Consider the following 21,913-nt stretch of genomic DNA (forward strand, 5'->3'; position numbering starts at 1 on the left):
AACCCACCCTCAGGAATGAAACTTCCACATTCAAAACAATCGGTGAAATCTTCAATGGTAGGATTAAAGCCTTTGGAATATCAATCCTCAAAGACAGAGGCTGAATTCTTTAATGAATTTAATCTCAGAACAGAGTTTAATGGGGTAAGTAACACGGAAACTGTAATTGTTAAAACGTCCTTAATCTATGTAAAAGAGCAAGGCTGGAAAATGGATGATGTAGAGTTTGTCGGACAATCAACAGGTCGGGAATAAACTAAATTGTAAGTTGAAGGTAGTCATCCTGATAGATAAACTATGGGGAACCACCATTCAAAGATTTGATTAGGGAGCGTTTTTGAACCTATTCTCTAAAAGTAAAGTGAAAAAACTCTCTTTCGGAAGGAGAGTTTTGCTTTTCGTGAGGCATTTTTATTGGATGATACCTCTACGCAAGGCTTCGGCCACTCCTTGAACACGATTGAACACCTCGAGTTTTCGAATGGCGGATCGGACATAATCTTGGACGGTAAATTCGCTAATATTAAGAGATGCAGCCATTTCCTTCGTGCTTTCACCCCAAGACATTTTCTGCAATACTTCAATCTCCCGCTTGCAAAGTCTTTTAGGGTCGCTAGGGTAGTCATCTATTCCGAATATTTGCCCTAAATGTTTCCCATATACACTTAGAGAGTGTACAAGGCTATCTCTAACGGTAAAGGAATCTGTACTCCCCATGCAGGCATAGCCAACAACGTGTGAGGCATAGCTAAGGGGAACTACCAGCAATTCAGTTGTCATACCATTGGTGTACTTTATCGGCATTTGGTGGATTAATTGAGAATCGATATGTTTTGGCTTTCTCTCTTGAATGGCCGAATAGATAGGTGGCATGTTCCGAACATCTTCTCTCCATTCCCGCAAGGAAGATATCCCTTGTTTATCAATTCGCAATATGCCTTCACCGATTTTGCTTAAAGTCGAATAGAAATAGAGACCCACACGAGAAAATTGGAAAAGATCCATAAATCCCCGAACGGCAAGGATTTGCTTTTCATCAAGGGAACGAGCTGACTCAATGGATTTAATTTGATTTTTTAAGTCTGTACTAAGCATGAATTGATCCCCTCTCTTCCATCTGAATATTCATATTATACATAATAATCATTTAATTATAAACCCTATAGCAATGTTATAAATAATTTGATTTTAGTGTAATATTACACTTTTGGTACAATGTTATTGATGTCAATAAGGGAAAGGGTGAATTATCTAAAAATAATCGATGAGTGGAAGAGAAGCTTAATGGAGAAGTACCCCCTATTTTTAGGGGATATATCATTCGAAAAAATTAGTTTATTATCAGCAGTGTAAGCGATTACGATGGTGAAAGCCACGAAAGTTTAGGAATGATAAAGGTCATTTTCAAAATTGAATTCATATTTTCAGAAAGCAGGTGGTGGAAATGAATAATTCTTTTTCTGAATTTCATTTAAGAACATCCATATTCAGCGGAGCGGGATCAAGAAGCATACTTCCGCAAATGATTCAGGGGTTAGGCGGAAAGCGGGCCATTCTGTTTACGGATAAGGGATTAATCCAGGCAGGCGTTGCTGCTCAAATCATTAGTCTGTTTAAAAGCATACAGGAGAACGTAGAGATTGTTGGTGTCTTTGATGAGATTGAACAGGATGCCAAAGCGGAAAATGTCACCAAGGCTGTCCGGTTTTTCAAAGAGCATCAGGCGGACGCTTTGATTGCTCTTGGTGGCGGCAGTGTTCTGGATGCTGTAAAGGGCATCAAGTGGATGCTAAATAAAGGGTATAACGATATGGAAGAAGTACTCCATACCAGCATCAGAGAATTTCCACCGGAAGCGCAGCCGACAGGCATCCCGCATGTGGCGATTCCTACTACAGCAGGAACGGGTGCAGAAGTGTCGCCAATGGCTGTCATTTTTAATGAAAAGTTGGGATTGAAAGTTGTAGTCAGGACTCCGTTTCTCAGTGCTGACATAGCTATTTTAGATTCCGAGTTAACGGTTGGATTGCCTCCAAGGATAACGGCTTTTACAGGAATGGATGCTCTGACGCATGCGGTGGAAGGTTATTTTTCAACAACAGCTACTCCGTTTACGGATTCCTATGCTCTGTATGCCGCTCAATTGATTGCGGAGAATCTGCCTATCGCAGTCAAGGAAGGAACTAATCTGGAAGCTAGAGGCAATATGTTGATGGCAAGTGCGATGGCAATTACAGCCTTCGGATTTGGCAACAATGGAGTGCCCGTGCATAATATGGCGCATGTATTTGGGGCCAAGTTTAGAATTCCGCACGGCTTGGCTAATTCGGTGCTTCTGCCAAATGTGATGGCTGCCCTTCCTTCCTTCTATTTACCGAAAATTAAGCGATTTGCTAAAGCATTGGGTATTGAAAATTCATCTTCTCATCCGGAGGAATGTTTAACGGAAGTGATTAGCTTTATTCGCAATCTACGTCATCAAATTGAGTTACCGGATACGTTTGCTGAATTTAACCTTGATGCCGATGCGCTTCACTCTATTGTTGCTGATGTGCAAAGTGATTCAGCCTCAGGAAAATTTCTTATCCCGGCGGATATCATTATCAAAGTGACAGAGGAAGTTTCTGGACTTACTCCTAGCAAGGTAAACCAATAGCATAATCAAAGGAGGGGAAGTCCAATCATGTTAGATCCTCAAGCGAAAACTTTTCTGCATATGTTGGGAGAAAGAGAACCAAACTCTGCTCTGACACTGGAGGAAAACCGTGCCAAATCAGCGGCACTCCGTGAACTGGCAGGTCTAGCAGAGTCAGTAGCCAAAGTAGAAGAATACATGATTCCCGTGGAAAATGGAGAAATCAAGGCGAGGATATATACCCCAGAAGGAGAAGGACCCTTTCCAATCTTTATCTATCTTCATGGAGGAGGATGGGTGTTAGGAGATCTTGATACGGCAGATGCACCTTGCCGTAGTCTTACTAATCAGGCAGAGTGCATTGTGGTGTCAGTTGAATATCGTCTGGCTCCTGAACATAAGTTTCCTATTCCTTTAGAAGATTGTTACGAAGCAGCAAAGTGGGTAGCCAATTATGCTAAAGAATGGAAGGGAGATCCAACGAGAATAGCGATCGGTGGAGACAGTGCTGGTGGAAATCTTGCTGCATCCGTCGCGATAAAAGCAAGAGATCAGGGAGGGCCAACTTTTGTATCCCAAGTTTTGATATATCCAGTAACAGATGCTTCTTTTAATACGCCATCCTATAAAGAGAGTGGAGAAGGCTATTTCCTAACACAGGAGAACATGGAGTGGTTTTCTCAGCAATATCTTCAAAAGGAAGAAGACAAACTAAACGTTTTCGTAGCACCGCTGCTTGCAGAAAACCTAAGTATGCTTCCTCCTGCGTTAGTAATTACGGCGGAATATGATCCACTACGCGATGAAGGAATGGCCTATGCCAAACGATTGCATCTAGCAGGTGTTCAAGTAGAATCCACTTGTTACGAAGGAATGATTCATGGATTTTTCTGGATGGCGGGAATTATGGATAAAGGCAAACAGGCAATCGAACAAGTAGCCCGCTACTTGCATACAGCCTTTCATTAACAAATACCAGTTAGTAGGGATTTAATTGTCTTTTTCAAAGATAGATCATTCCATGGGCAAAACTTAATTTTTTATTAAGGGGAGGAATAAAGTATGACTAACACAAATCAATGCATAAATTTGGATGCAGTCGTTGTCGGAGCAGGTTTTTCGGGATTATACATGCTATATCGCCTACGGGAGGCGGGATTTTCTACCCGTACTTTTGAGGCAGCAGCTGATGTTGGGGGTGTATGGTATGCGAATCGTTACCCTGGAGCAAAATGCGACTCAGAAAGCATCATTTATAATTATACTTTCTCTGATGAGCTGATTCAGGAATGGACATGGACTTCTAGATTTCCAGAACAAGCGGAAATATTAAAATATCTTAATTTCGTAGCAGATAGGCTTGATTTGCGCCGTGATATTCAATTTAATACACGCATTACGTCTGCTCATTACGATAAAGAAAATAAAAATTGGAAGATTCAAACGGAAGATGGCACTACCTTGATTGCTAAGTATTTCATTACAGGAGTAGGGTGCCTATCTGCCTCCAATATACCTAATTTTAAGGGCATAGATAGTTTCGAGGGTGAGGCTTACCACACTGGGCACTGGCCACATGAGAAGGTAGACTTAAGCGGGAAGCGGGTCGGTTTGATTGGTACTGGTTCAAGCGGAATACAGGCTATCCCAGTTATTGCGCAAGAAGCGGGTCATCTTACTGTCTTTCAGCGGACTCCAGCGTACAGTACTCCAGCGAGAAACTATCAGTATGACCCAGAGTTTATACGTCAAACTAAAGCAAACTATGAAGAGATTAGGCAGCAAATACGTTGGTCCAAAATGGGCTATCTTCATACGGTAGTCAATAATCGATCAGCCCTGGAAGATACACAGGAAGAACGTCAGCAGGAATACCAAAAGATCTGGGAAAGAGGGGGACTAGGGTTTAGCCAAACATACAATGACCTGTTGGAAAACGGAGAATCCAATGAAACTGCTAGTGAATTTATCCGCTCTAAGATAGGTGAAATTGTAAAAGACCCAAATGTGGCCGAGAAGTTAAAGCCAAGCTACTACTATTCTGCAAAAAGACCGGTCCTGGATACTAATTATTATGAAACATTTAATCGTGATAATGTTACCTTGGTTGATGTGAAGGCTGCGCCAATTGTGGAAATTACGCCTAAGGGGATAAGAACTGCAGAAGCGGAGTATGAACTCGATGTCATTGTTTTTGCTACTGGCTATGATGCGATGACTGGACCGTTGTTTAAGATAGATATCCGTGGTAAAGAAGGGGTGTCACTAAAAGAGAAGTGGGATAACGGGACACAAACTAGAACATACCTCGGTCTTGCAAATGCCGGTTTCCCTAACATGTTTATGATTACTGGTCCTGAAAGCCCTTCGGTACTGTCCAATGTACCAGTATCTATAGAACAGCATGTAGAATGGATTGGTGATTGTATCGAGTATCTTCGTGAGCATAATATTGAAACGATCGAGGCAAATGCAGATGCGGAAGAGGCTTGGAGTAAACATTGCCGAGAGTTGGCTGAATCCACGCTTCTTACTAAGGTTGACTCTTGGTACACTGGCGCGAATATTAAAGATAAGCCGCGAGGATTCCTCATTTATGTCGGAGGTGTTGGGGAATACCGTAAGATATGCGACGAAGTAGCGGCAAAAGGTTACGAGGGCTTTTCTTTAGTAGACGCATCCAACAGAATGCCGGTTCCTAAATAACAGTATTAGGTTATACATGAATGTGTTTTCGTTAGTCGGAATACCCACTACTATTCTATTGAAAAGAATTTGTATGCGTTTCCAAAATGCGCATGCGTAGGGAAAATTGATGGTATCATTCAGGTAAGTTTCATTTTAATGAAAAATTATACATTAATAGTTATATTTACAGATTGGATGTGTTGTGGAATGTATATCAATGGCGAATGGTTGAAAACAGATCAGGTATTTGAAGTGAATAACCCAGCTACAGGGGAAAAGGTGGATACTGTTTATTTTGTTGGCGAAGAAGAGACAAACCGAGCAATTGAAGCGGCAGAGAAGGCGTTCCCTCAATGGGCTGCATTCACAGCAGAACAGCGCAGTTCCTATTTATGGAGAATTGTTGAGAAGCTACAAGAAAAGAAGGAAGAATTGGCTCAAATCATTACAAAAGAAATGGGAAAAACAATTCACCATGCCCGGCAAGAGGTAGGGTCGACTATTGCCTTCTTTCAATGGTACGCCGAAGAGGCGCGCAGAATTTACGGAGATATCATTCCTCCATCAATAGCTAACAAACGTATCCAGGCGATTCGGCAGCCCATCGGTGTTGTAGGAGCCATTACGCCTTGGAATTTTCCGTTATCCATGGCAGCTAGAAAGTTGGGGCCAGCTTTGGCTACCGGTTGTACAGTGATCCTGAAGCCTTCGAAAGAAGCCCCGTTGTCTTCGATTGCGTTATTTCAAATTTTTGATGAAATAGGTTTGCCAAAAGGAGTGGCTAATCTCGTCATCGGAAGTTCAGGTCCCATAGCCAACGCACTCATGAACAGCAAAATCGTAAGAAAAATTTCCTTTACCGGTTCTACGGAAGTTGGAAAAGTTCTTATTGCTCAATCTGCACATACTGTTAAACGCGTCTCGATGGAATTAGGAGGACATGCTCCTTTTATTGTTTTTGAAGATGCTGATATCGACTTAGCTATTGATGGCTTGTTAAGAAGTAAATTTGGCTCCAATGGCCAACAATGCATATGTCCAAATCGCATTTATGTCCAGGAAAGTATTTACTCGGAATTTGCTGAAAAGTTGAAAGAAAAAGTTCAAATCATCAAAGTAGGTAACGGTTTAGATGAACAAAATGAAATGGGACCACTGACAAATGAAGCAGCTATCGTAAAAATACAAGAACAGGTGGATAATGCTGTACGCCTCGGGGCATGTATCCTTAATGGTGGGAAAAGGCTGTCAGATGGAGCTTACTCCAATGGATATTTTTACGACCCGACAGTTTTGTCTGATGTAACGGATGATATGCTGATTACCAGAGAAGAAACGTTTGGACCTGTCATTCCGCTTTTAAGGTTCCAAAGCGAGGAAGAAGTGATTAAAAGAGCGAATGACATTGAATATGGACTTGCCTCATATTTCTTTACGAATGATCTTTCCCGTAAGTACCGTGTTTCCGAACAATTGGATTACGGTATGGTTGGAGTGAATGATGCTATTCCCTTTGCAGTCCAAGTTCCATTTGGCGGCGTAAAAGAGAGCGGGATGGGACGAGAAGGCGGAAAGTATGGCTTGGACGATTATTTAGATATAAAAATGATTTCCGTACAGATTTAATGGATTACCGATTCATATTTTGTAGTAGTTAGCTTTTAGTTTTAGAATGATTGGTTTTTATTTGCTAGTAAGGCATATGAGAATAGGAGGTTTCGCATATGCCTCCTTTCACCTTTTTCTTGAAGGACCGAATGAGGCGCTATTACTTGTTTGTTGTTAGTATCCCCTTGATTTGCATCTCATTAGTGATATGGAAATCATTATAAATTTAACCGTATATATCAATTATTGGGGGGGAAGAATGCTTATGCGTTGGTTTGTGCTGATTATTCTATTTTTTGGATTCTTAATTAATTTTGCTGATAAGAGTTTTGTTGGGATTACTGCTGCTCCAATAATGAAAGAATTGGGTTTATCGTATGCACAATGGGGGATTATTGGGAGTAGCTTTTTTTGGATTTTTCCAGTAGCTGCAATCGTTGTAGGGATCCTTGTGGATAAATTCAGTTCCAAGAAGATGATCAGTTATATGCTTTTGGCATGGTCAATTCTTCAGTTAGTTGGAGGCTATGTGATTTCCGGATTTTCTACGATTTTAGTGTATCGTTTGATTCTTGGCGTTTCTGAAGGAGGGTACGCTCCAGCATCTCTAAGGCTTTTGTTTTCTTACTTCCCTACCGATATGCGAGCACGAGTGACAACTATCTTCACTGCTGGTTCAACAATTGGAGCTTATGCAGTGGCTCCTTTAGTTATCTTCCTAACTCAAATGGTTGGCTGGAGGCATTCATTTGCCATCATGGGATTATTCAGCTTGCTTTTGTTAGTTTTGTGGGGAGTATTCGTTCCTAAGAAAAGTCCAATGCTTCAAGAAATTAAGCAGCAAGAGCTCGTCACTACGCCAAAAACAAAAATTACTTGGGCGGAAATCTATCCTGTGTTGTTGTCACGAGCTTGCATATTTACTTTATTCGCCTCATTCGGATTCTTTTTCCTATCTGCTTGGATGCAAATATGGATGCCTGTTTACTTCGTACAAGTAGTTAAAGTTTCTGAAATGCAGATGGCGAATTCCATATTTATCATTGGGGGATCATCGGTTGTTCTCTCCTTTATCATGGCAACTATTTCCGACAGTATATTTAAAAAAACACAGAATTTTCGTATAGCACGAGTAAGCCTAACAGGGATTGGAATGGTAGTTGGCTCGTTGTTTTTAGGTTCTCTCTTTGTCATTCACTCACAAGTATGGTCGATCATTGCAATTACTATGGCATATGGACTTTCGTACCTAATTCTTTCGACCTCTCATATTATTATGAGCCATCAGCTACCTGAACGGACGTCCACTCTCTCTGGGATAATCGTTGCTTTTCAGAATGTGGCAGCGATGATCAGTCCGATTGTGACTGGATTTATTATTCAATATGCTGGGAAAGATAATGTGGTCCAAGGGTTTAATTATTCATTTTTGATGATTTCAGGCATCATTCTGACTGTTGGGTTGCTATTTTTGATCTTTGTTAATCCAGATCGAAAGAAGGAAAAATCCAATATTCCTAATATGGTCAAAGTACCATCCAGTTCTTAAAAATATGGATTTGATATATGTAATAGAAATCAACTTTGGAAGAGGAGGAAGAAAGGTGGTTCTTACAGGAAAAGTCGTATTAATCACAGGGGCTACGGGAGGAATTGGCAAGGAGACGGCGCGTTTATTTGCTAAGCAAGGAGCGAAACTTGCGTTAGTCGATTTGGATGACCAAGCACTAGAGTCACTTGCTAAGGAACTAGAATTAGAGGATTATTTACTTCAAACTGCTGATGTGACAAGTGAAGACCAAGTAGAGAATTTTGTTCAACAAACTAAGAAGAAGTACGGAAAAGTTGATGTTTTCTTCAATAATGCGGGAATAGAAGGAAAGGTTGCTCCGATTACAGAAACATCTTCCGAGGATTTAGATAAGGTGCTGAATGTCAATATCAAGGGTGTCTTTTTTGGTTTAAAGCATGTGATGGCTATCATGATGGAGCAAAGATCAGGAAGTATCATCAATTCGGCATCCATTACAGGGCTAAGAGGCTCCTTCGGTTTGGCTCCCTATGCTGCCTCTAAGCATGCAGTGCTTGGATTGACCAAAACAGCGGCCTTAGAATCAGCAGAAATGGGGATTCGCGTGAACGCAATCTGCCCCGGATATGTCGACACCCGAATGATGCAGGCCATCGAGGGGGGAAAAGGACCAGAGCATGTGAATCTGATGAGAGAAAGAGCACTAGCGAAGGTACCAATGAACCGCTATGCCCACCCGGAAGAAATTGCAGAGCTTGTTTTGTTTTTAGCTTCAGATAATGCTTCTTTTATCACAGGAAGCCATTATGTCATTGATGGAGGAAATCTGGCTTAAGATCGTGTGAAACAGCAGCCAATATGACGATTCAATTTTAGGGAATAGGTTACTTTGGAATCAAGCTTTATACTGTTTTAAATAAAAAAAGCAAGTGAGGGCTGCATCAGGTTGAAGAACATTGGATTTACTCAAAAAATTTGTTGACAACGGATGTGAAAAACATGTCAGTTAGCCATGAACAGAAAATAAAGAATGAGTATATTTTTTTCTAGCTTTGCAGTTTAGTGTCCTACTGACAAACATACTACCATGTTCAATGTAGCCCTCCCTTTCATCGCAAGGGATTTTGTCCTTTTACCTTCTCAAATTTCAGTTTTTATTTATAGTTTATTATTTGAAGATAAGTTGATTATGGGTTTCTCTTTTTTCATTAGCATATTTCTAATATTTCGGCACAAAGAAAATATTAGAAAAATCTTTAATGGAACAGAAAACAAGATAGGGAGAAAAAATAGAAATTTCGACTAAAATAAATACTCGCAATATGTATATCTGAATGGTGGTTCTGACAGCACTACTACTTTATGTTACCTAATTAACTTGTATTGGTTTTGATGCAAGAAATCTAATCAACTCTTTGTAAATTCTAATGTTCATAAAAGTACACTTTTACAGATTTATTTACTACCTTTAACAGGTTTTAAGAGCTTAATAAGGCTTGGAACCTAGAATAATACCAATGTAAGAAATACTTAGATGATAGAGTTGGGGAACAAGTACAGTATTTATAGAATTAACTCAAAGGGAGAAAGGTACTAATCCTAAAGGAAGGAGTCTACAGTAAATACGTTTTTTTACTCATGTTCCATTTCCTTACCTTTTTTTATCATTAGGTTCTGTTACTCAGATCCCTGTTAAATCAACACAAATAGAGGTAACTCATCACAAATCACCTCGTAAACTAGGTTTCGAATATTTCTTCTTTATTTTTTATACGTGTTTTATAGGTTCAAACAGATTCCTTTTTTGCTTTTTTTAGTGTACTAAAAAAGCTTCATGCCATGGCGGAATTCTGTGCATCTGCTTCACTTCGGAATGAACTGAGACTTTTTGCTTCACCTTGGCCATACGTAAATCTCGTTTGGCCAAGTTATTATCAAAGGGGACATCCATGTTTTCTACAAATAGTAAGACAGAATCTTGGTGTTTGGAAAGTCGATTCAATAACATTTCCGCATTATGGTTGACCAAAGTCGTATTTTGCTTATATCCTTTTTTCAAAATAGCTAGATGGGTATCATCCATCCATGTGACTACCATGGAATTCAAAGGATCGTCTTGACACTCTCGCTGTTGCTTCGCCAAAAGAAGAAACGCGATCATATCCTGATTCCACGTTTGTTCTGTTCGTTTATAACCAGCTTTTAGGTCGCGAAGTAAATGAGCATTGCACACATTTCGGAACAGTATAATTCGCCGTCGTGCAGATTAAACTGGTCCGAAACATCAAACGTATGTCCCAATCGAGGAACGTTAAGTATTCATACGTTCGCCTAAAAATCAACCCTCCGGGTTATGTGAATACTTGAACTAACGAGTGTTGATTGGCCGGCTTTTGTTGTATGGTATGGATCAGAAGTAGGTATTATAAACCCTTTGTATGGATGAGCAATTTTACCTCTTGGCCATTTTAGAACGAATACACAAAAGTGTTAAAGAATAAGGTGCTTGCTGGAAAACTAGATATTGACTATGGAGGGGCATGATTTTTTACTAATGCGCATTAAGAAAAGGGAGAGATAAAAGATGGGAATGAAAGCGACTTCTGTTAAGGGACGATGTTTTAACTTAGAAGATTATGATACGACATACAAGTCATTTAATTGGTCGGAAGCGGAAAAAAGTTTCAGCTGGAGTGAAACAGGACTAGTCAACATGGCTTATGAAGCAATCGATCGTCATGCAGAATCAGACAAAAGGAATAAGGTAGCCCTGTATTTTTCTGATAAAGACCGAAATGAACAGTACACATTTCAAGATATGAAAGATTATTCCAATAAGGCTGGGAATGTTCTTAAAAAGGCAGTTGGTGTGGAAAAAGGAGACCGGGTGTTTATCTTTATGCCGCGATCGCCTGAACTTTATTTCGTCTTATTGGGCGCTATCAAATTAGGAGCCGTTGTTGGTCCGTTATTCGAAGCATTTATGGAAGCGGCTGTTCGTGATCGTTTGGAAGATAGTGAAGCGAAGGTTCTCGTTACGACATCTGAACTTTTGGGACGTGTTCCAGTTAATGAATTGCCGCATTTAAAGCATGTTGTCATTGTTGGAAGTGGTGTGAAAGAAGAAGGACTATATATTGATTTTTATAAGAGAATGGAAACGGCAAGCGAACATCTAGAAATCGAATGGGTAGATCGAGAAGATGGTCTTGTTCTTCACTATACGTCTGGTTCGACTGGAAAACCAAAAGGGGTATTCCATGTTCATAATGCGATGGTCCAGCATTATCAAACCGCAATGTGGGTATTGGATTTAAAAGATGATGATGTATATTGGTGCACAGCGGACCCGGGATGGGTAACAGGTACTTTCTATGGTGCATTTGCCCCATGGCTAGTCGGTGCTACAAATGTCATCCGCGGTGGCCGCTTTAGCCCGGAGGATTGGTATCAAACAATCGAGAATTACGGTGTAACCGTCTGGTATAGTGCTCCAACTGCTTTCCGTATGTTAATGGGAGCGGGGGACGGACTTGTAACAAAATTCGATTTACGTTCACTACAACATATTTTAAGCGTTGGTGAACCGCTAAATCCTGAAGTCGTTCGTTGGGGGAAAAAAGTCTTTGACTTGCGCATTCATGATACATGGTGGATGACAGAGACAGGAGCACAGGTTATTTGCAATTACCCGTCAATGGAGATTAAGCCGGGATCGATGGGGAAACCAATACCGAGTGTTCAGGCAGCTATCGTTGATGACCAGGGAGAAGAACTGCCGCCGTACCACATGGGGAATTTAGCGATTAAAAAAGGTTGGCCGTCCATGATGAGAGCTATTTGGAACAACGAGGAAAAATATGAATCATACTTCTTACCAAACGACTGGTATGTATCCGGGGATTCTGCCTACAAGGACGAAGATGGTTACTTTTGGTTTCAAGGACGTGTCGACGATGTGATTATGACCGCGGGGGAACGTGTCGGACCGTTTGAAGTGGAAAGTAAATTAGTTGAATTCCCGGCAGTCGCTGAAGCGGGGGTTATTGGAAAACCTGATCCGGTACGGGGGGAAATTATTAAAGCATTTATTGCCTTAAGAGAAGGATATGAAGCTTCGGATGAATTGAAAGAAGAAATTCGTCTTTTTGTGAAAGAGGGACTTGCTGCGCATGCTGCTCCAAGAGAAATTGAGTTTCGTGAGACACTCCCGAAAACAAGAAGCGGAAAAATTATGAGACGTGTCCTAAAAGCATGGGAGCTCGATTTACCGACAGGTGATTTATCCACAATGGAAGACTAGAAAATAAGATAATTGGGCTAGATTTCTCACTTTTTAGAGGAAGTCAGCAACCACCATCTCATTTGGAATGGATTAAGGAAATAAATAGGGAATGGTTACAATTACTGTCCCTATAAATGGAGGGTTAAAGGTGAATTTAGTATTATCAGGATTGCCTGGGGTGGGGAAAGGAACCCAAGCTCAACGTATTGTAGCAAAATACAGCATCCCTCATATTTCAACTGGAGATATGTTTCGTGTAGCAATTAAAGACCAAACATCGCTTGGAAAAGAAGCAAAAGAGTATATAGACGAAGGAAATCTAGTACCTGATGAAGTCACTGTAGGTATTGTTCGGGAACGTTTAAGCAAAGATGATTGTAAGAAAGGGTTTTTATTAGACGGCTTTCCGCGGACGAAAGCACAAGCTGTTGCTCTTGAGCAAATTTTAACAGATTTGCATCAATCCATTGATTATGTAATTAATATTGACGCTGATCAAGGAGAATTAATCGAACGGTTAACAGGTCGTCGAGTTTGTCGTAAATGCGGTTTTAATTATCATATTATCTTCAATGCACCAGAGTTAGAAGATGTTTGTGATAAATGCGGTGGAGAGCTTTTTCAACGAATAGATGACAACGAAAAAAAAGTTAGAAATCGATTAGAGATTAACAATAAACAACAACGGCTGCTCCTTGACTATTATAAAGATAAGCAATATTTACTTACTATTGATGGTGATCAGCCAATTGATAATGTATTTAAAAACATTGATCAGCATCTTCAAAATATTTCTCTAGCACAACAACAAATCTAAAAAAAGATTTACCTTATTAGCTTTCATTCATATCTTTGTATGAGAAATGAGAAACATCCATTAGTGTTGCAATATCAGGCAATGATTCTAAAAAATATACAGAAAATTATAAATATTTAAGGCGTGGAGAGTAATGAATAGAAACGAACAAATTAAAGCATTGGAAAAACAATGGTTAATGGAGGCTCGTTGGGAAGGGATAGAACGTCATTATTCTGCAGAGGAAGTTGTCAAACTCCGAGGATCCGTTCAAATTGAGCATACGCTTGCGAGAAGAGGGGCAGAACGTCTCTGGAACTTTTGAATGAGGAAGATTACATTAACGCATTAGGTGCATTGACGGGGAACCAAGCCGTTCAACAAGCAAAAGCTGGATTAAAAGCTATTTATTTAAGTGGTTGGCAAGTAGCTGCAGATGCAAACCTTTCAGGTAATATGTACCCGGACCAAAGTTTATATCCAGCAAACAGCGTACCTCACGTTGTAAAACGTAATAATCAGGCGCTTCAACGTGCAGACCAAATTCAGCATCTGGAGGAAGGAGGAGACATTGATTACTTCTTACCAATCGTGGCAGACGCTGAAGCAGGGTTTGGCGGTCAATTAAACGTTTTTGAGCTGATGAAAGGGATGATTGAGTCCGGTGCAGCCGGGGTTCACTTTGAAGATCAATTATCTTCAGAGAAAAAATGCGGTCACTTAGGTGGTAAAGTATTGCTTCCAACACAAACAGCGGTACGCAACTTAATTTCAGCACGTCTTGCGGCAGACGTCATGGGCGTTCCTACTGTATTAATCGCACGTACAGATGCAGATGCAGATGCAGCGGACCTCATTACAAGTGACATTGATCCTGCAGATCGTGAATTTATTACAGGTGACCGTACACCAGAAGGTTTCTACCGCACGCGTGCAGGAATCGACCAAGCGATTGCTCGAGGACTTGCCTATGCACCTTACGCGGATCTCATTTGGTGCGAGCCTTCAGAGCCGAATTTAGAGGAAGCTCAAAAGTTTGCCGATGCTATTCATGCTAAATTCCCTGGTAAAATGTTGGCTTACAACTGCTCACCATCTTTCAACTGGAAAAAGAAATTGGATGTCGAAACCATTGAAACATACCAACAATAAATTTTCAAAATAGGCTATAATAGTTAGACTAAAGTAGATATATCCCTAGATAGTAAAATACAATTAAAATCTAATTAACTAGGCAGCTTTCAGCAAGAAATTGAAAGCTGCCTTTATTCATATAGGAACGTAACTTATATAAAACAAAACATCTTATTGATAGAAAAAATCTTTATATTAATTTATAAGGGTTTCCAAAATGTTAATTTACTTTAACCTAACTCAAGTTACGTAAAGTATAATGCCTAACCCTAATGTCTTGTTACGTAACAGAAAAATTACTGGAGCAGTAGTTTTTTCTATTTTTAAGCTTTATACGTTATTCAATTTTAGTTAACATAATCACTCCTATTAGAACCTGACCACAACAAAACCCCTTGGCTTCCAAGGGGTTTCACAGCGTCCATTTTTATCGTTTATATAGGATTTTATACATCCTTGATGAATCAACGTTTTCGGCTTATAAAGAAGCCTAGCAGCTGCATAAGAAAATGAGGTTTTATGGTATCTCTTGTTGAACTAATCTGCTTCGTTAATACAATAAGCATAGTTAGGCTGTTATGTATAAATATAAACCTCTATACAATTCTACCTTGAGTAATGATTCAAAATGATTAATGAACATACTGCCAAAATATGCATTATTTAAATGCCAGAAACAGAAGAAGATAAGTCTTTTACTGTCATCGTGGAATTAGAGAATGAAGCTCCTGCATCTTAATATACTGAGTTTACAAAGAATGTATAGTCTTCTCATTTCGTGAAGACTATTTTTCTTGGATTAATTGCTCAACTGCTGGAATATCCGCCGGAGCCCACTTGAGCGAATCTAAGTTTTGTCTTTTTAACCAGATTAACTTTGAATGCTCACTTGGTGTTGGTGTTCCCTCAACTACTCTACATTTAATTGAGATCAAATTAATGATAAATGTGTCGTATTCATGGGTGTTGTCATTAAAAGCTTCATTAAATGTCTCAATCTTACAGCCTAACTCTTCATCAATTTCTCTTTTTAGGGCTGAATAAATGTCCTCATTTGCTTCCACTTTTCCACCAGGAAACTCCCACATATTTGGCATCGACATTACTGGAGATCTAAGAGCACATAGTATTTCTTGTTGGTCGTTTTCGATAATGGCAGCAACAACTTTTACAAGCCTTTTCAAGATAATCCTCATCTACCTTTCACTAGCCATTATGTTACTATTTTTGGTGGATAGATGCTGCATTGGTCACTTTTTTGTTTGTTTTTTTTCGATAAATTGACTCGAATCAAAATCCTAATAATATCTTAAAATCACTTTCTAAAATCAAGCTTTTAAACACTAATATTTATACGAAATTTTGAAGGTGTGCTTATTCAACAAACGGGCCATATTATGGAATAACTTATAGTGTTCTCACCAACAAATTTTGTTGGTGGGAACGGCGTTCTTTTAATGGGATCTTACGATGACTATAAGGGAAGAAGTGAAACAACATCCGTTCTTTGCTGTTTGGGATGAACCTAACCAATTATTAAAGAGCGCAAAATTTAATTGTTTTTTTGTTACTAAAATGAAAAAACAATATTCAGGTAAAATTTTCAAAAATATTCCTTCCTATCGAGTTTTAAATTCAATCGTACAACCCCAATATTCAACTCTAAGTTACCCAGAATCAGTTAAAAAATAATTAAAATCCCAATCATAATTAGTTAAAATAGACTTATCTCTATAGGAGGAATACGTACATAATGAAGACAACAATATTAATTGCAGATGATGATGTTAATATCCGTAGGGTGACACAGCTTTATTTAGAGAAAGAAGGGTTTCAAACAAAAATCGCCTGTGATGGCAAAGAGGCACTTGACATATTAGAACAAGAGAAAATAGACTGTGCGGTTATTGATTTGATGATGCCAAATGTAGATGGTTGGGAGCTTTGTGAAAAAATTAAAGCTTATTTCGAGATTCCCGTTTTGATGTTAACAGCTAGAGCTGAAACAAATGATACCATTAAAGGTTTTAAACTAGGCACAGATGATTATGTCACAAAGCCTTTTCATCCAGTTGAGCTTGTTATGCGAGTGAAATCCCTCTTAAAAAGATATGGTGTAGCTTCGGCCGGGAGAATAACTTTTAATGATATTTACCTTGATAGTAGCAGCTATAAGGTTCAAATCAAGGATGAGGATTTCTTGCTACCAATTAAGCAGTTTGAGTTATTATATATGCTAGCAAGTCAAACTGGAAAAATTTTTACAAGAGATCAGCTGATCGAGAGAATTTGGGGACTTGATTATGAAGGAGATGAAAGAACAGTCGATACTCACATAAAAAAACTCCGAAAGCAATTTAAAAATTATGAGGACATTCTGCAAATTACTACTGTAAGGGGACTTGGTTATAAATTAGAGGTTTTATCATGATCCGATCTATTTATATCAAAAATATTTTAAATTATTTTATTGTTATTATTGTGTCATTGATACTTTCCTTTTTAATCACGTCTCTTTTTTTTCAAAATCAAATTATCAAAATTCGCGAAACGGAGGTCATTAACCAAGGAAAAGGAATGATTAATTTATACAAAAATTTAGGTGATAAGGGTTTTGATGAATACTTAAAAAGCATTTCCTCCTTACCTTATGAGGTATATCTTTATGATCAAAATGGCTTGGTATCAAAAACACCTAATGTTCCAAAATCCAGTGAATTTAGTAAAAAGACGATTAGGGATGTTATTGCCGGTGATGTCTATCGAAAAGAAGTTGAACCACTTTTGATTGGACTACCATTTGAAACTAAAAACGGGAGATATGCGTTATTTATTAAACCTAATTTGACAGAACAATTTAGTCAGATTCGAAATATTTTATTAACTGCATTATTTATCGTTTTGTTTATCGGAACCTCGCTGATTTTAACCACAACCCGTTTTTTAGTCAAACCTCTTGTTAGAATCACTCATGCAACAAAAGAATTAGCAAGAGGAAATTTTCAAATCCGTTTGAATGTAAAAAATAAGGATGAAATAGGACAGTTAGCCCAAAGCTTTAATTTCATGGCAGAGGAATTAGATAAAACGGAGCAAATGCGTAAGGATTTCATTGCAAACGTGTCCCATGAGCTTCAGTCACCGTTAACAGCTATTAGGGGGATGGCAATCGCATTGAAAGATGGCGCTGTGAAAACAGTTGAAGAAAAGCATTATTTTGAACTTATTGAACAAGAGAGTGAACGTCTTTCAAGTTTAACCAAACAATTGTTGAACTTGTCAATCCTTGAAGCGAACAAGTCTCCGTTCAATCCTAAGCTATACCTCCTAGATCGACAATTACGAAATCAGCTTGTTACGATGCAATCTTTATGGATGGAAAAGCGCCTTGACATTGATTTTGACATTCCAAAGCTTGAGGTTTATGCTGATGAATCATTAATGAATCAAGTGTGGACCAATTTATATTCGAATGCCATTAAGTATAATCGGGAAGATGGGAAAATTTCGATTCGAGGACATGAACAAGGTCATCATGTCGAAATCATCATTAGAAATACAGGTTATGGTATACCTCAAAAAGATATACCCTATATTTTTGAACGCTTTTATCGAGTAGAAAAAGCTCATACGAGAACCACCGAAAGTTACGGGCTTGGATTAGCAGTAGTCAAACGGATTATCGATCTACACAATGGAAAAATCTTTGTAAATAGTATAGAGGGTGAAGAAACAACTTTTAGGATTATTTTAGGAAAATAGGAGCAAACAGTTGCAGAAAGCAGTCCCTTTTGGGTCTGTTTTTTTTATATAAAAAATTAAAATTCTTTAAACACGATCAAAAGGTCACATAGAGGACACAAACTTATTATATTCTAATTCGTGTAATTTGAATCAGAGAGGGTGATTATTTTTGAACAAAATATTGAAGTTTAGCTTAAAAAATACAGTTGCAATCATTTTGCTTGCTGTACTTGTAATTGGAGGTGGAATTTATTCTACTAAAAATATAAAAGTAGAAACTTTCCCAAACGTCACGTTTCCAGCTCTATTTGTGCAAGCAACCTATCCGGGTCATTCGACACAGGAATTGGAACAACAACTTACCATTCCAATTGAAGATAGTATTAAGCAGCAAAAAGGATATGACACTGTAACCAGTACTTCAAGAAACAATGCGGCAACCATTTCGGTTTCTTATCCGTTCGGTACAGATATTGACAAGCAGAAATCTACACTGGAAGCGGCTATTAATAAGGTAACATTTCCTGATGGCGCAAAGGTAGAAGTCATTAAAATTGATAAGGGGGCACAAGCAGTTTATGAGGTCGCTTTTGCTGGCAATGACAATCAGGATATCCAATCATCCATTGAAAATGACCTTGTTCCAACCCTTGAGAAGATAAGTGGTGTTGGTACGGTTACGCTTGATGGCGCAAAAACCCAAAAAGTTTCAATTGAATTAAATCAAGACATGGCACAACAATATGGCTTGACACTCGCAAACATTAAAGAAGCTATTCAATTGAAAAATTATAAGGCTTCATTTGGTCAAGTGAACAGTGGAGGAACCAATATACCTCTTGTTATGGAAGGGAATAGTACAAGCATTGATGACTTAAAAAATATTGAGATTAATGTTGGGGGACAAAGTCAGCAAACCAGACCAACTACAGGAACAATAGGATCTACAGCAGGGTTAACAAGCGGTACAAAAGGACAAACAAACAGTTCTGCAAAACAAGTGAAATTAAAGCTGTCAGATATTGCTACTATTGCAACGACATCAAGCAAGGATGTAATTACGCGTTTCAATGGAAAAGACAGCTATTTAGTTTCTATAACCAAGACACAGAATGCAAATACTGCGGAAGTTGTCAATAAAGTAAAAGACAAAATCTCGTCGTTTAATAAAAATCACCATTACACGATTTATACAGTGACAGATCAAGGAAAAGATGTGGAAAATTCTATTTCTTCACTCCTTAAAGAAGGTGGCTATGGCATACTATTTTCCATTCTTGTCATTTTGATCTTCTTACGTAATATTCGAGCAACTTTAATTGCGATTGTATCTCTGCCGATATCAATTTTGTCAACGATTGCAGTATTAAAGCAATTTGATTATGCCTTGAATATTATGACACTTGGAGGAATGGCCGTTGCCGTCGGACGTATTATCGATGACAGTATTGTTGTGATCGAAAATATTTTCCGCTGGCGCCAAAAAAACAAAGATCTCAGCATGAAACAAGTAGCTTTTCATGCGACGAAAGAAGTATTTGGAGCGGTAACCTCTTCCACTTTAACGACATTGGTTGTATTTGCACCAATCGCTTTTGTAACGGGAATCATTGGGGAAGTCTTCCGGCCGTTTGCGCTTGCCGTCGTGTTTTCCATTTCGGCTTCATTGATTGTGGCAATTATTTTGGTCCCAGCATTAGGGAGCATATTTTTCAAAAAGATTAAACATGTGGAAAAACCAAGCAGGCTGGCAGGTCTTTACGAGAAGTTTTTAAGAGGAGCTTTTCGCAAAAAAACACTCGTTATTGTATTATCACTTCTTCTCTTAGTCGGTTCATTTGCGATTATTCCTAAATTAGGAGTTACGTTCTTGCCATCAAGTAATGCAAATCCAGCCTTGCAAGTAAAAATAACGGTTCCAAGTTCTTTAAGTCTTGATCAAATGGATTCGGTGGCAAAAAATGTGGAAAGCTATTTGAAAAATAAAAAAGGGATAGACTATAGTCAAGTATCAATAGGAATCTCAGACAATTCAGCCATGATGAAAGGCGGAAGCAATAATGTCATTCAATTTTTCATCCAATTGAAAAACGGGCAAAATATAGATGAGCTTTTAAGTGTGTATCAAAAAGATATTGAGAAAATTGCTCATAATGACTATAAAGGTTCGACGGTTACTGTTAAGCAGACACAAAGCGGTGGTATATCATCAGGTAATAATCTTGATATTCAGCTTTACGGTTCTGATCTTACGAAGCTAACGGAAGCATCCAATCAAGTTACTAACTTATTGTCGAAAAATAGTCAATTGAAAAATGTTACGAGTAACTTAGGAGATGAGCAAACACAATGGAAGTTTGCTATTAGTTCAGATGGAGACAAAGCGGGAGTTACGTACCTACAGTTGATGTCAGCAATTCGCGAGTATGTGTCAACAGTTATGGTGGGTAACTACACCATAAACGGAACTATTCAAGAAGTTGATTTAAGTTATGATAAAAAAATAGCTTCTAAAACAGATCTTGAAAATATTGAGATTAAAACTTCAGAAGGTACGAAAAAAGTAAGTGAGGTAGCGACAATTCAAGATGTAAATGTTCCGACTACATTGTACCATGATGATGGCAATCAACTTGTCAAAGTGTCTGCAATCATCAAAGGAAACAATACTACCAAAGTATCAACTGATGTCAAAAAAGATATCAATTCCTTGTCATTACCAAAAGGTATCACCGTTTCATATGGCGGGGGAATTAAAATGATCTCAGATGGTTTATCAAGTTTAGGCCTTGCCATGGGAGCCGCTATCGTTCTTGTATTCTTTGTGTTAACTGTAACTTATTCAGGGTTTTTGACACCACTTGTTATCTTGTCATCTCTTTTATTCGTTCCAATTGGAGCACTTGGCGGTTTACTAATAAGTGGGCAGCCAATTTCGATGAGTGCCATGATTGGGATGTTAATGCTGATCGGTGTCGTGGTTTCGAATGCCATCGTATTGCTTGATCGTGTGGAAAAAAATAGAAAACGTGGATTAGTACTGAATGAAGCGATTGTAGAAGCTGCAAAGATACGTTTACGGCCTATCTTAATGACAGCATTTGCAACAATCTTTGCCCTGATTCCATTGGCAACGTCGACCTCATCATCTGGTTTAATCTCACAAGGGTTAGCTGTCACCGTTATTGGTGGTCTAACCACTTCAACATTGTTAACCTTAATCTTTGTACCAGTACTTTATTCGCTGGTTGGTAAATTTAGAAAACATCTAACAGATGATGATTCCTAAATTAGTTGAAAGTGATTGGTGAAATTTATACGCATCAAGTGCTTGTCTAGTGCCAACGGTTACGGCTCTGGCCACGTGAAATTGTTGAGCGATGTCCACACTGACAACGAGATGTTTAACGTAAATTCTTTCTATTAGTTGATTTTGTTTGTTTTGCATTTTAAACTTCATAGTAGGGTTCCTCCTAAAGTTGTGAGTTAGAG

The 21,913-nt window shown here is 38.7% G+C and carries 17 protein-coding genes and 1 pseudogene; 14 read left to right on the plus strand and 4 right to left on the minus strand.

Going from position 1 to position 21,913, the window contains the following annotated elements:
• The first annotated feature begins 54 nt into the window (after positions 1 to 54).
• Positions 55 to 255: a hypothetical protein gene (locus QNN06_RS04275; protein ID WP_284037079.1), complete on the plus strand. Its 201-nt coding sequence runs from the start codon at positions 55 to 57 to the stop codon at positions 253 to 255.
• Positions 256 to 411: 156 nt separating this feature from the next.
• On the opposite strand, the gene QNN06_RS04280 is transcribed toward QNN06_RS04275, so the two are convergent.
• Positions 412 to 1,095 (minus strand): LuxR C-terminal-related transcriptional regulator, encoded by a 684-nt coding sequence (locus QNN06_RS04280; RefSeq protein WP_213118642.1) that lies wholly within the window; start codon positions 1,093 to 1,095, stop codon positions 412 to 414.
• A 349-nt stretch (positions 1,096 to 1,444) separates the two neighbouring features.
• Here QNN06_RS04280 and QNN06_RS04285 point away from each other — a divergent pair, with 349 nt between their 5' ends.
• From QNN06_RS04285 to QNN06_RS04310, 6 genes are all read left to right on the plus strand, one after another.
• On the plus strand, positions 1,445 to 2,656 hold the full coding sequence (locus tag QNN06_RS04285; RefSeq protein ID WP_284037080.1) for an iron-containing alcohol dehydrogenase: 1,212 nt from the start codon (positions 1,445 to 1,447) through the stop codon (positions 2,654 to 2,656).
• A 27-nt stretch (positions 2,657 to 2,683) separates the two neighbouring features.
• Positions 2,684 to 3,604, plus strand: coding sequence for an alpha/beta hydrolase (locus tag QNN06_RS04290; protein WP_213118640.1), 921 nt, complete (start codon positions 2,684 to 2,686; stop codon positions 3,602 to 3,604).
• A gap of 93 nt (positions 3,605 to 3,697) precedes the next feature.
• On the plus strand, positions 3,698 to 5,341 hold the full coding sequence (locus tag QNN06_RS04295) for a flavin-containing monooxygenase (RefSeq protein WP_284037081.1): 1,644 nt from the start codon (positions 3,698 to 3,700) through the stop codon (positions 5,339 to 5,341).
• A gap of 189 nt (positions 5,342 to 5,530) precedes the next feature.
• A complete protein-coding gene (locus QNN06_RS04300; protein ID WP_284037082.1) occupies positions 5,531 to 6,949 on the plus strand; it encodes an NAD-dependent succinate-semialdehyde dehydrogenase in 1,419 nt (472 codons plus the stop codon).
• A gap of 241 nt (positions 6,950 to 7,190) precedes the next feature.
• Positions 7,191 to 8,480 carry an MFS transporter gene (locus QNN06_RS04305; RefSeq protein WP_284037083.1) on the plus strand — a complete coding sequence of 430 codons (1,290 nt, stop codon included), beginning with the start codon at positions 7,191 to 7,193 and terminating at the stop codon, positions 8,478 to 8,480.
• 55 nt (positions 8,481 to 8,535) lie between these two features.
• Positions 8,536 to 9,297 (plus strand): SDR family NAD(P)-dependent oxidoreductase, encoded by a 762-nt coding sequence (locus tag QNN06_RS04310; RefSeq protein WP_284037084.1) that lies wholly within the window; start codon positions 8,536 to 8,538, stop codon positions 9,295 to 9,297.
• Positions 9,298 to 10,275: 978 nt separating this feature from the next.
• On the opposite strand, the gene QNN06_RS04315 is transcribed toward QNN06_RS04310, so the two are convergent.
• Entirely contained in the window at positions 10,276 to 10,695 is a 420-nt protein-coding gene (locus tag QNN06_RS04315) for an IS66 family transposase (protein WP_284037085.1), read from the minus strand.
• A 351-nt stretch (positions 10,696 to 11,046) separates the two neighbouring features.
• On the opposite strand from QNN06_RS04315, the gene acsA reads away from it, so the two are divergent.
• The 3 genes and pseudogenes from acsA to aceA all read left to right on the plus strand — a co-directional run.
• Entirely contained in the window at positions 11,047 to 12,765 is a 1,719-nt protein-coding gene (gene acsA / locus QNN06_RS04320) for an acetate--CoA ligase (RefSeq protein ID WP_284037086.1), read from the plus strand.
• Between the two features lie 130 nt (positions 12,766 to 12,895).
• On the plus strand, positions 12,896 to 13,564 hold the full coding sequence (locus QNN06_RS04325; protein ID WP_284037087.1) for an adenylate kinase: 669 nt from the start codon (positions 12,896 to 12,898) through the stop codon (positions 13,562 to 13,564).
• Between the two features lie 133 nt (positions 13,565 to 13,697).
• Positions 13,698 to 14,692 (plus strand): annotated as a pseudogene (aceA, locus tag QNN06_RS04330) (isocitrate lyase); the annotation flags it as partial.
• A 770-nt stretch (positions 14,693 to 15,462) separates the two neighbouring features.
• Here the strand turns inward: aceA and QNN06_RS04335 are convergent.
• Positions 15,463 to 15,861: a (deoxy)nucleoside triphosphate pyrophosphohydrolase gene (locus tag QNN06_RS04335; protein ID WP_284037088.1), complete on the minus strand. Its 399-nt coding sequence runs from the start codon at positions 15,859 to 15,861 to the stop codon at positions 15,463 to 15,465.
• A gap of 286 nt (positions 15,862 to 16,147) precedes the next feature.
• Between QNN06_RS04335 and QNN06_RS04340 the strand changes: the two genes are divergently transcribed.
• From QNN06_RS04340 to QNN06_RS04355, 4 genes are all read left to right on the plus strand, one after another.
• Positions 16,148 to 16,369, plus strand: a complete 222-nt coding sequence (locus QNN06_RS04340; protein WP_284037089.1) for a hypothetical protein — start codon at positions 16,148 to 16,150, stop codon at positions 16,367 to 16,369.
• Positions 16,370 to 16,430: 61 nt separating this feature from the next.
• The gene (locus QNN06_RS04345; RefSeq protein ID WP_284037090.1) at positions 16,431 to 17,108 is read left to right on the plus strand and encodes a response regulator transcription factor; all 678 of its coding nucleotides are present in this window, start codon (positions 16,431 to 16,433) and stop codon (positions 17,106 to 17,108) included.
• Positions 17,105 to 18,439, plus strand: a complete 1,335-nt coding sequence (locus QNN06_RS04350) for a sensor histidine kinase (protein ID WP_284037091.1) — start codon at positions 17,105 to 17,107, stop codon at positions 18,437 to 18,439. Before QNN06_RS04345 ends, QNN06_RS04350 begins: the two co-directional genes overlap by 4 nt.
• Before the next feature lie 151 nt (positions 18,440 to 18,590).
• Positions 18,591 to 21,710, plus strand: a complete 3,120-nt coding sequence (locus QNN06_RS04355) for an efflux RND transporter permease subunit (protein ID WP_284037092.1) — start codon at positions 18,591 to 18,593, stop codon at positions 21,708 to 21,710.
• On the opposite strand, the gene QNN06_RS04360 is transcribed toward QNN06_RS04355, so the two are convergent.
• Complete coding sequence (locus QNN06_RS04360; protein ID WP_213118929.1) at positions 21,690 to 21,881, minus strand: hypothetical protein; 192 nt, start codon at positions 21,879 to 21,881, stop codon at positions 21,690 to 21,692. The two genes, QNN06_RS04355 and QNN06_RS04360, sit on opposite strands and share 21 nt — an antisense overlap.
• Positions 21,882 to 21,913: the final 32 nt, after the last annotated feature.

It is taken from the genome of Neobacillus sp. 114, assembly GCF_030127045.1.
Lineage (GTDB): Bacteria > Bacillota > Bacilli > Bacillales > Cytobacillaceae > Neobacillus > Neobacillus rhizophilus.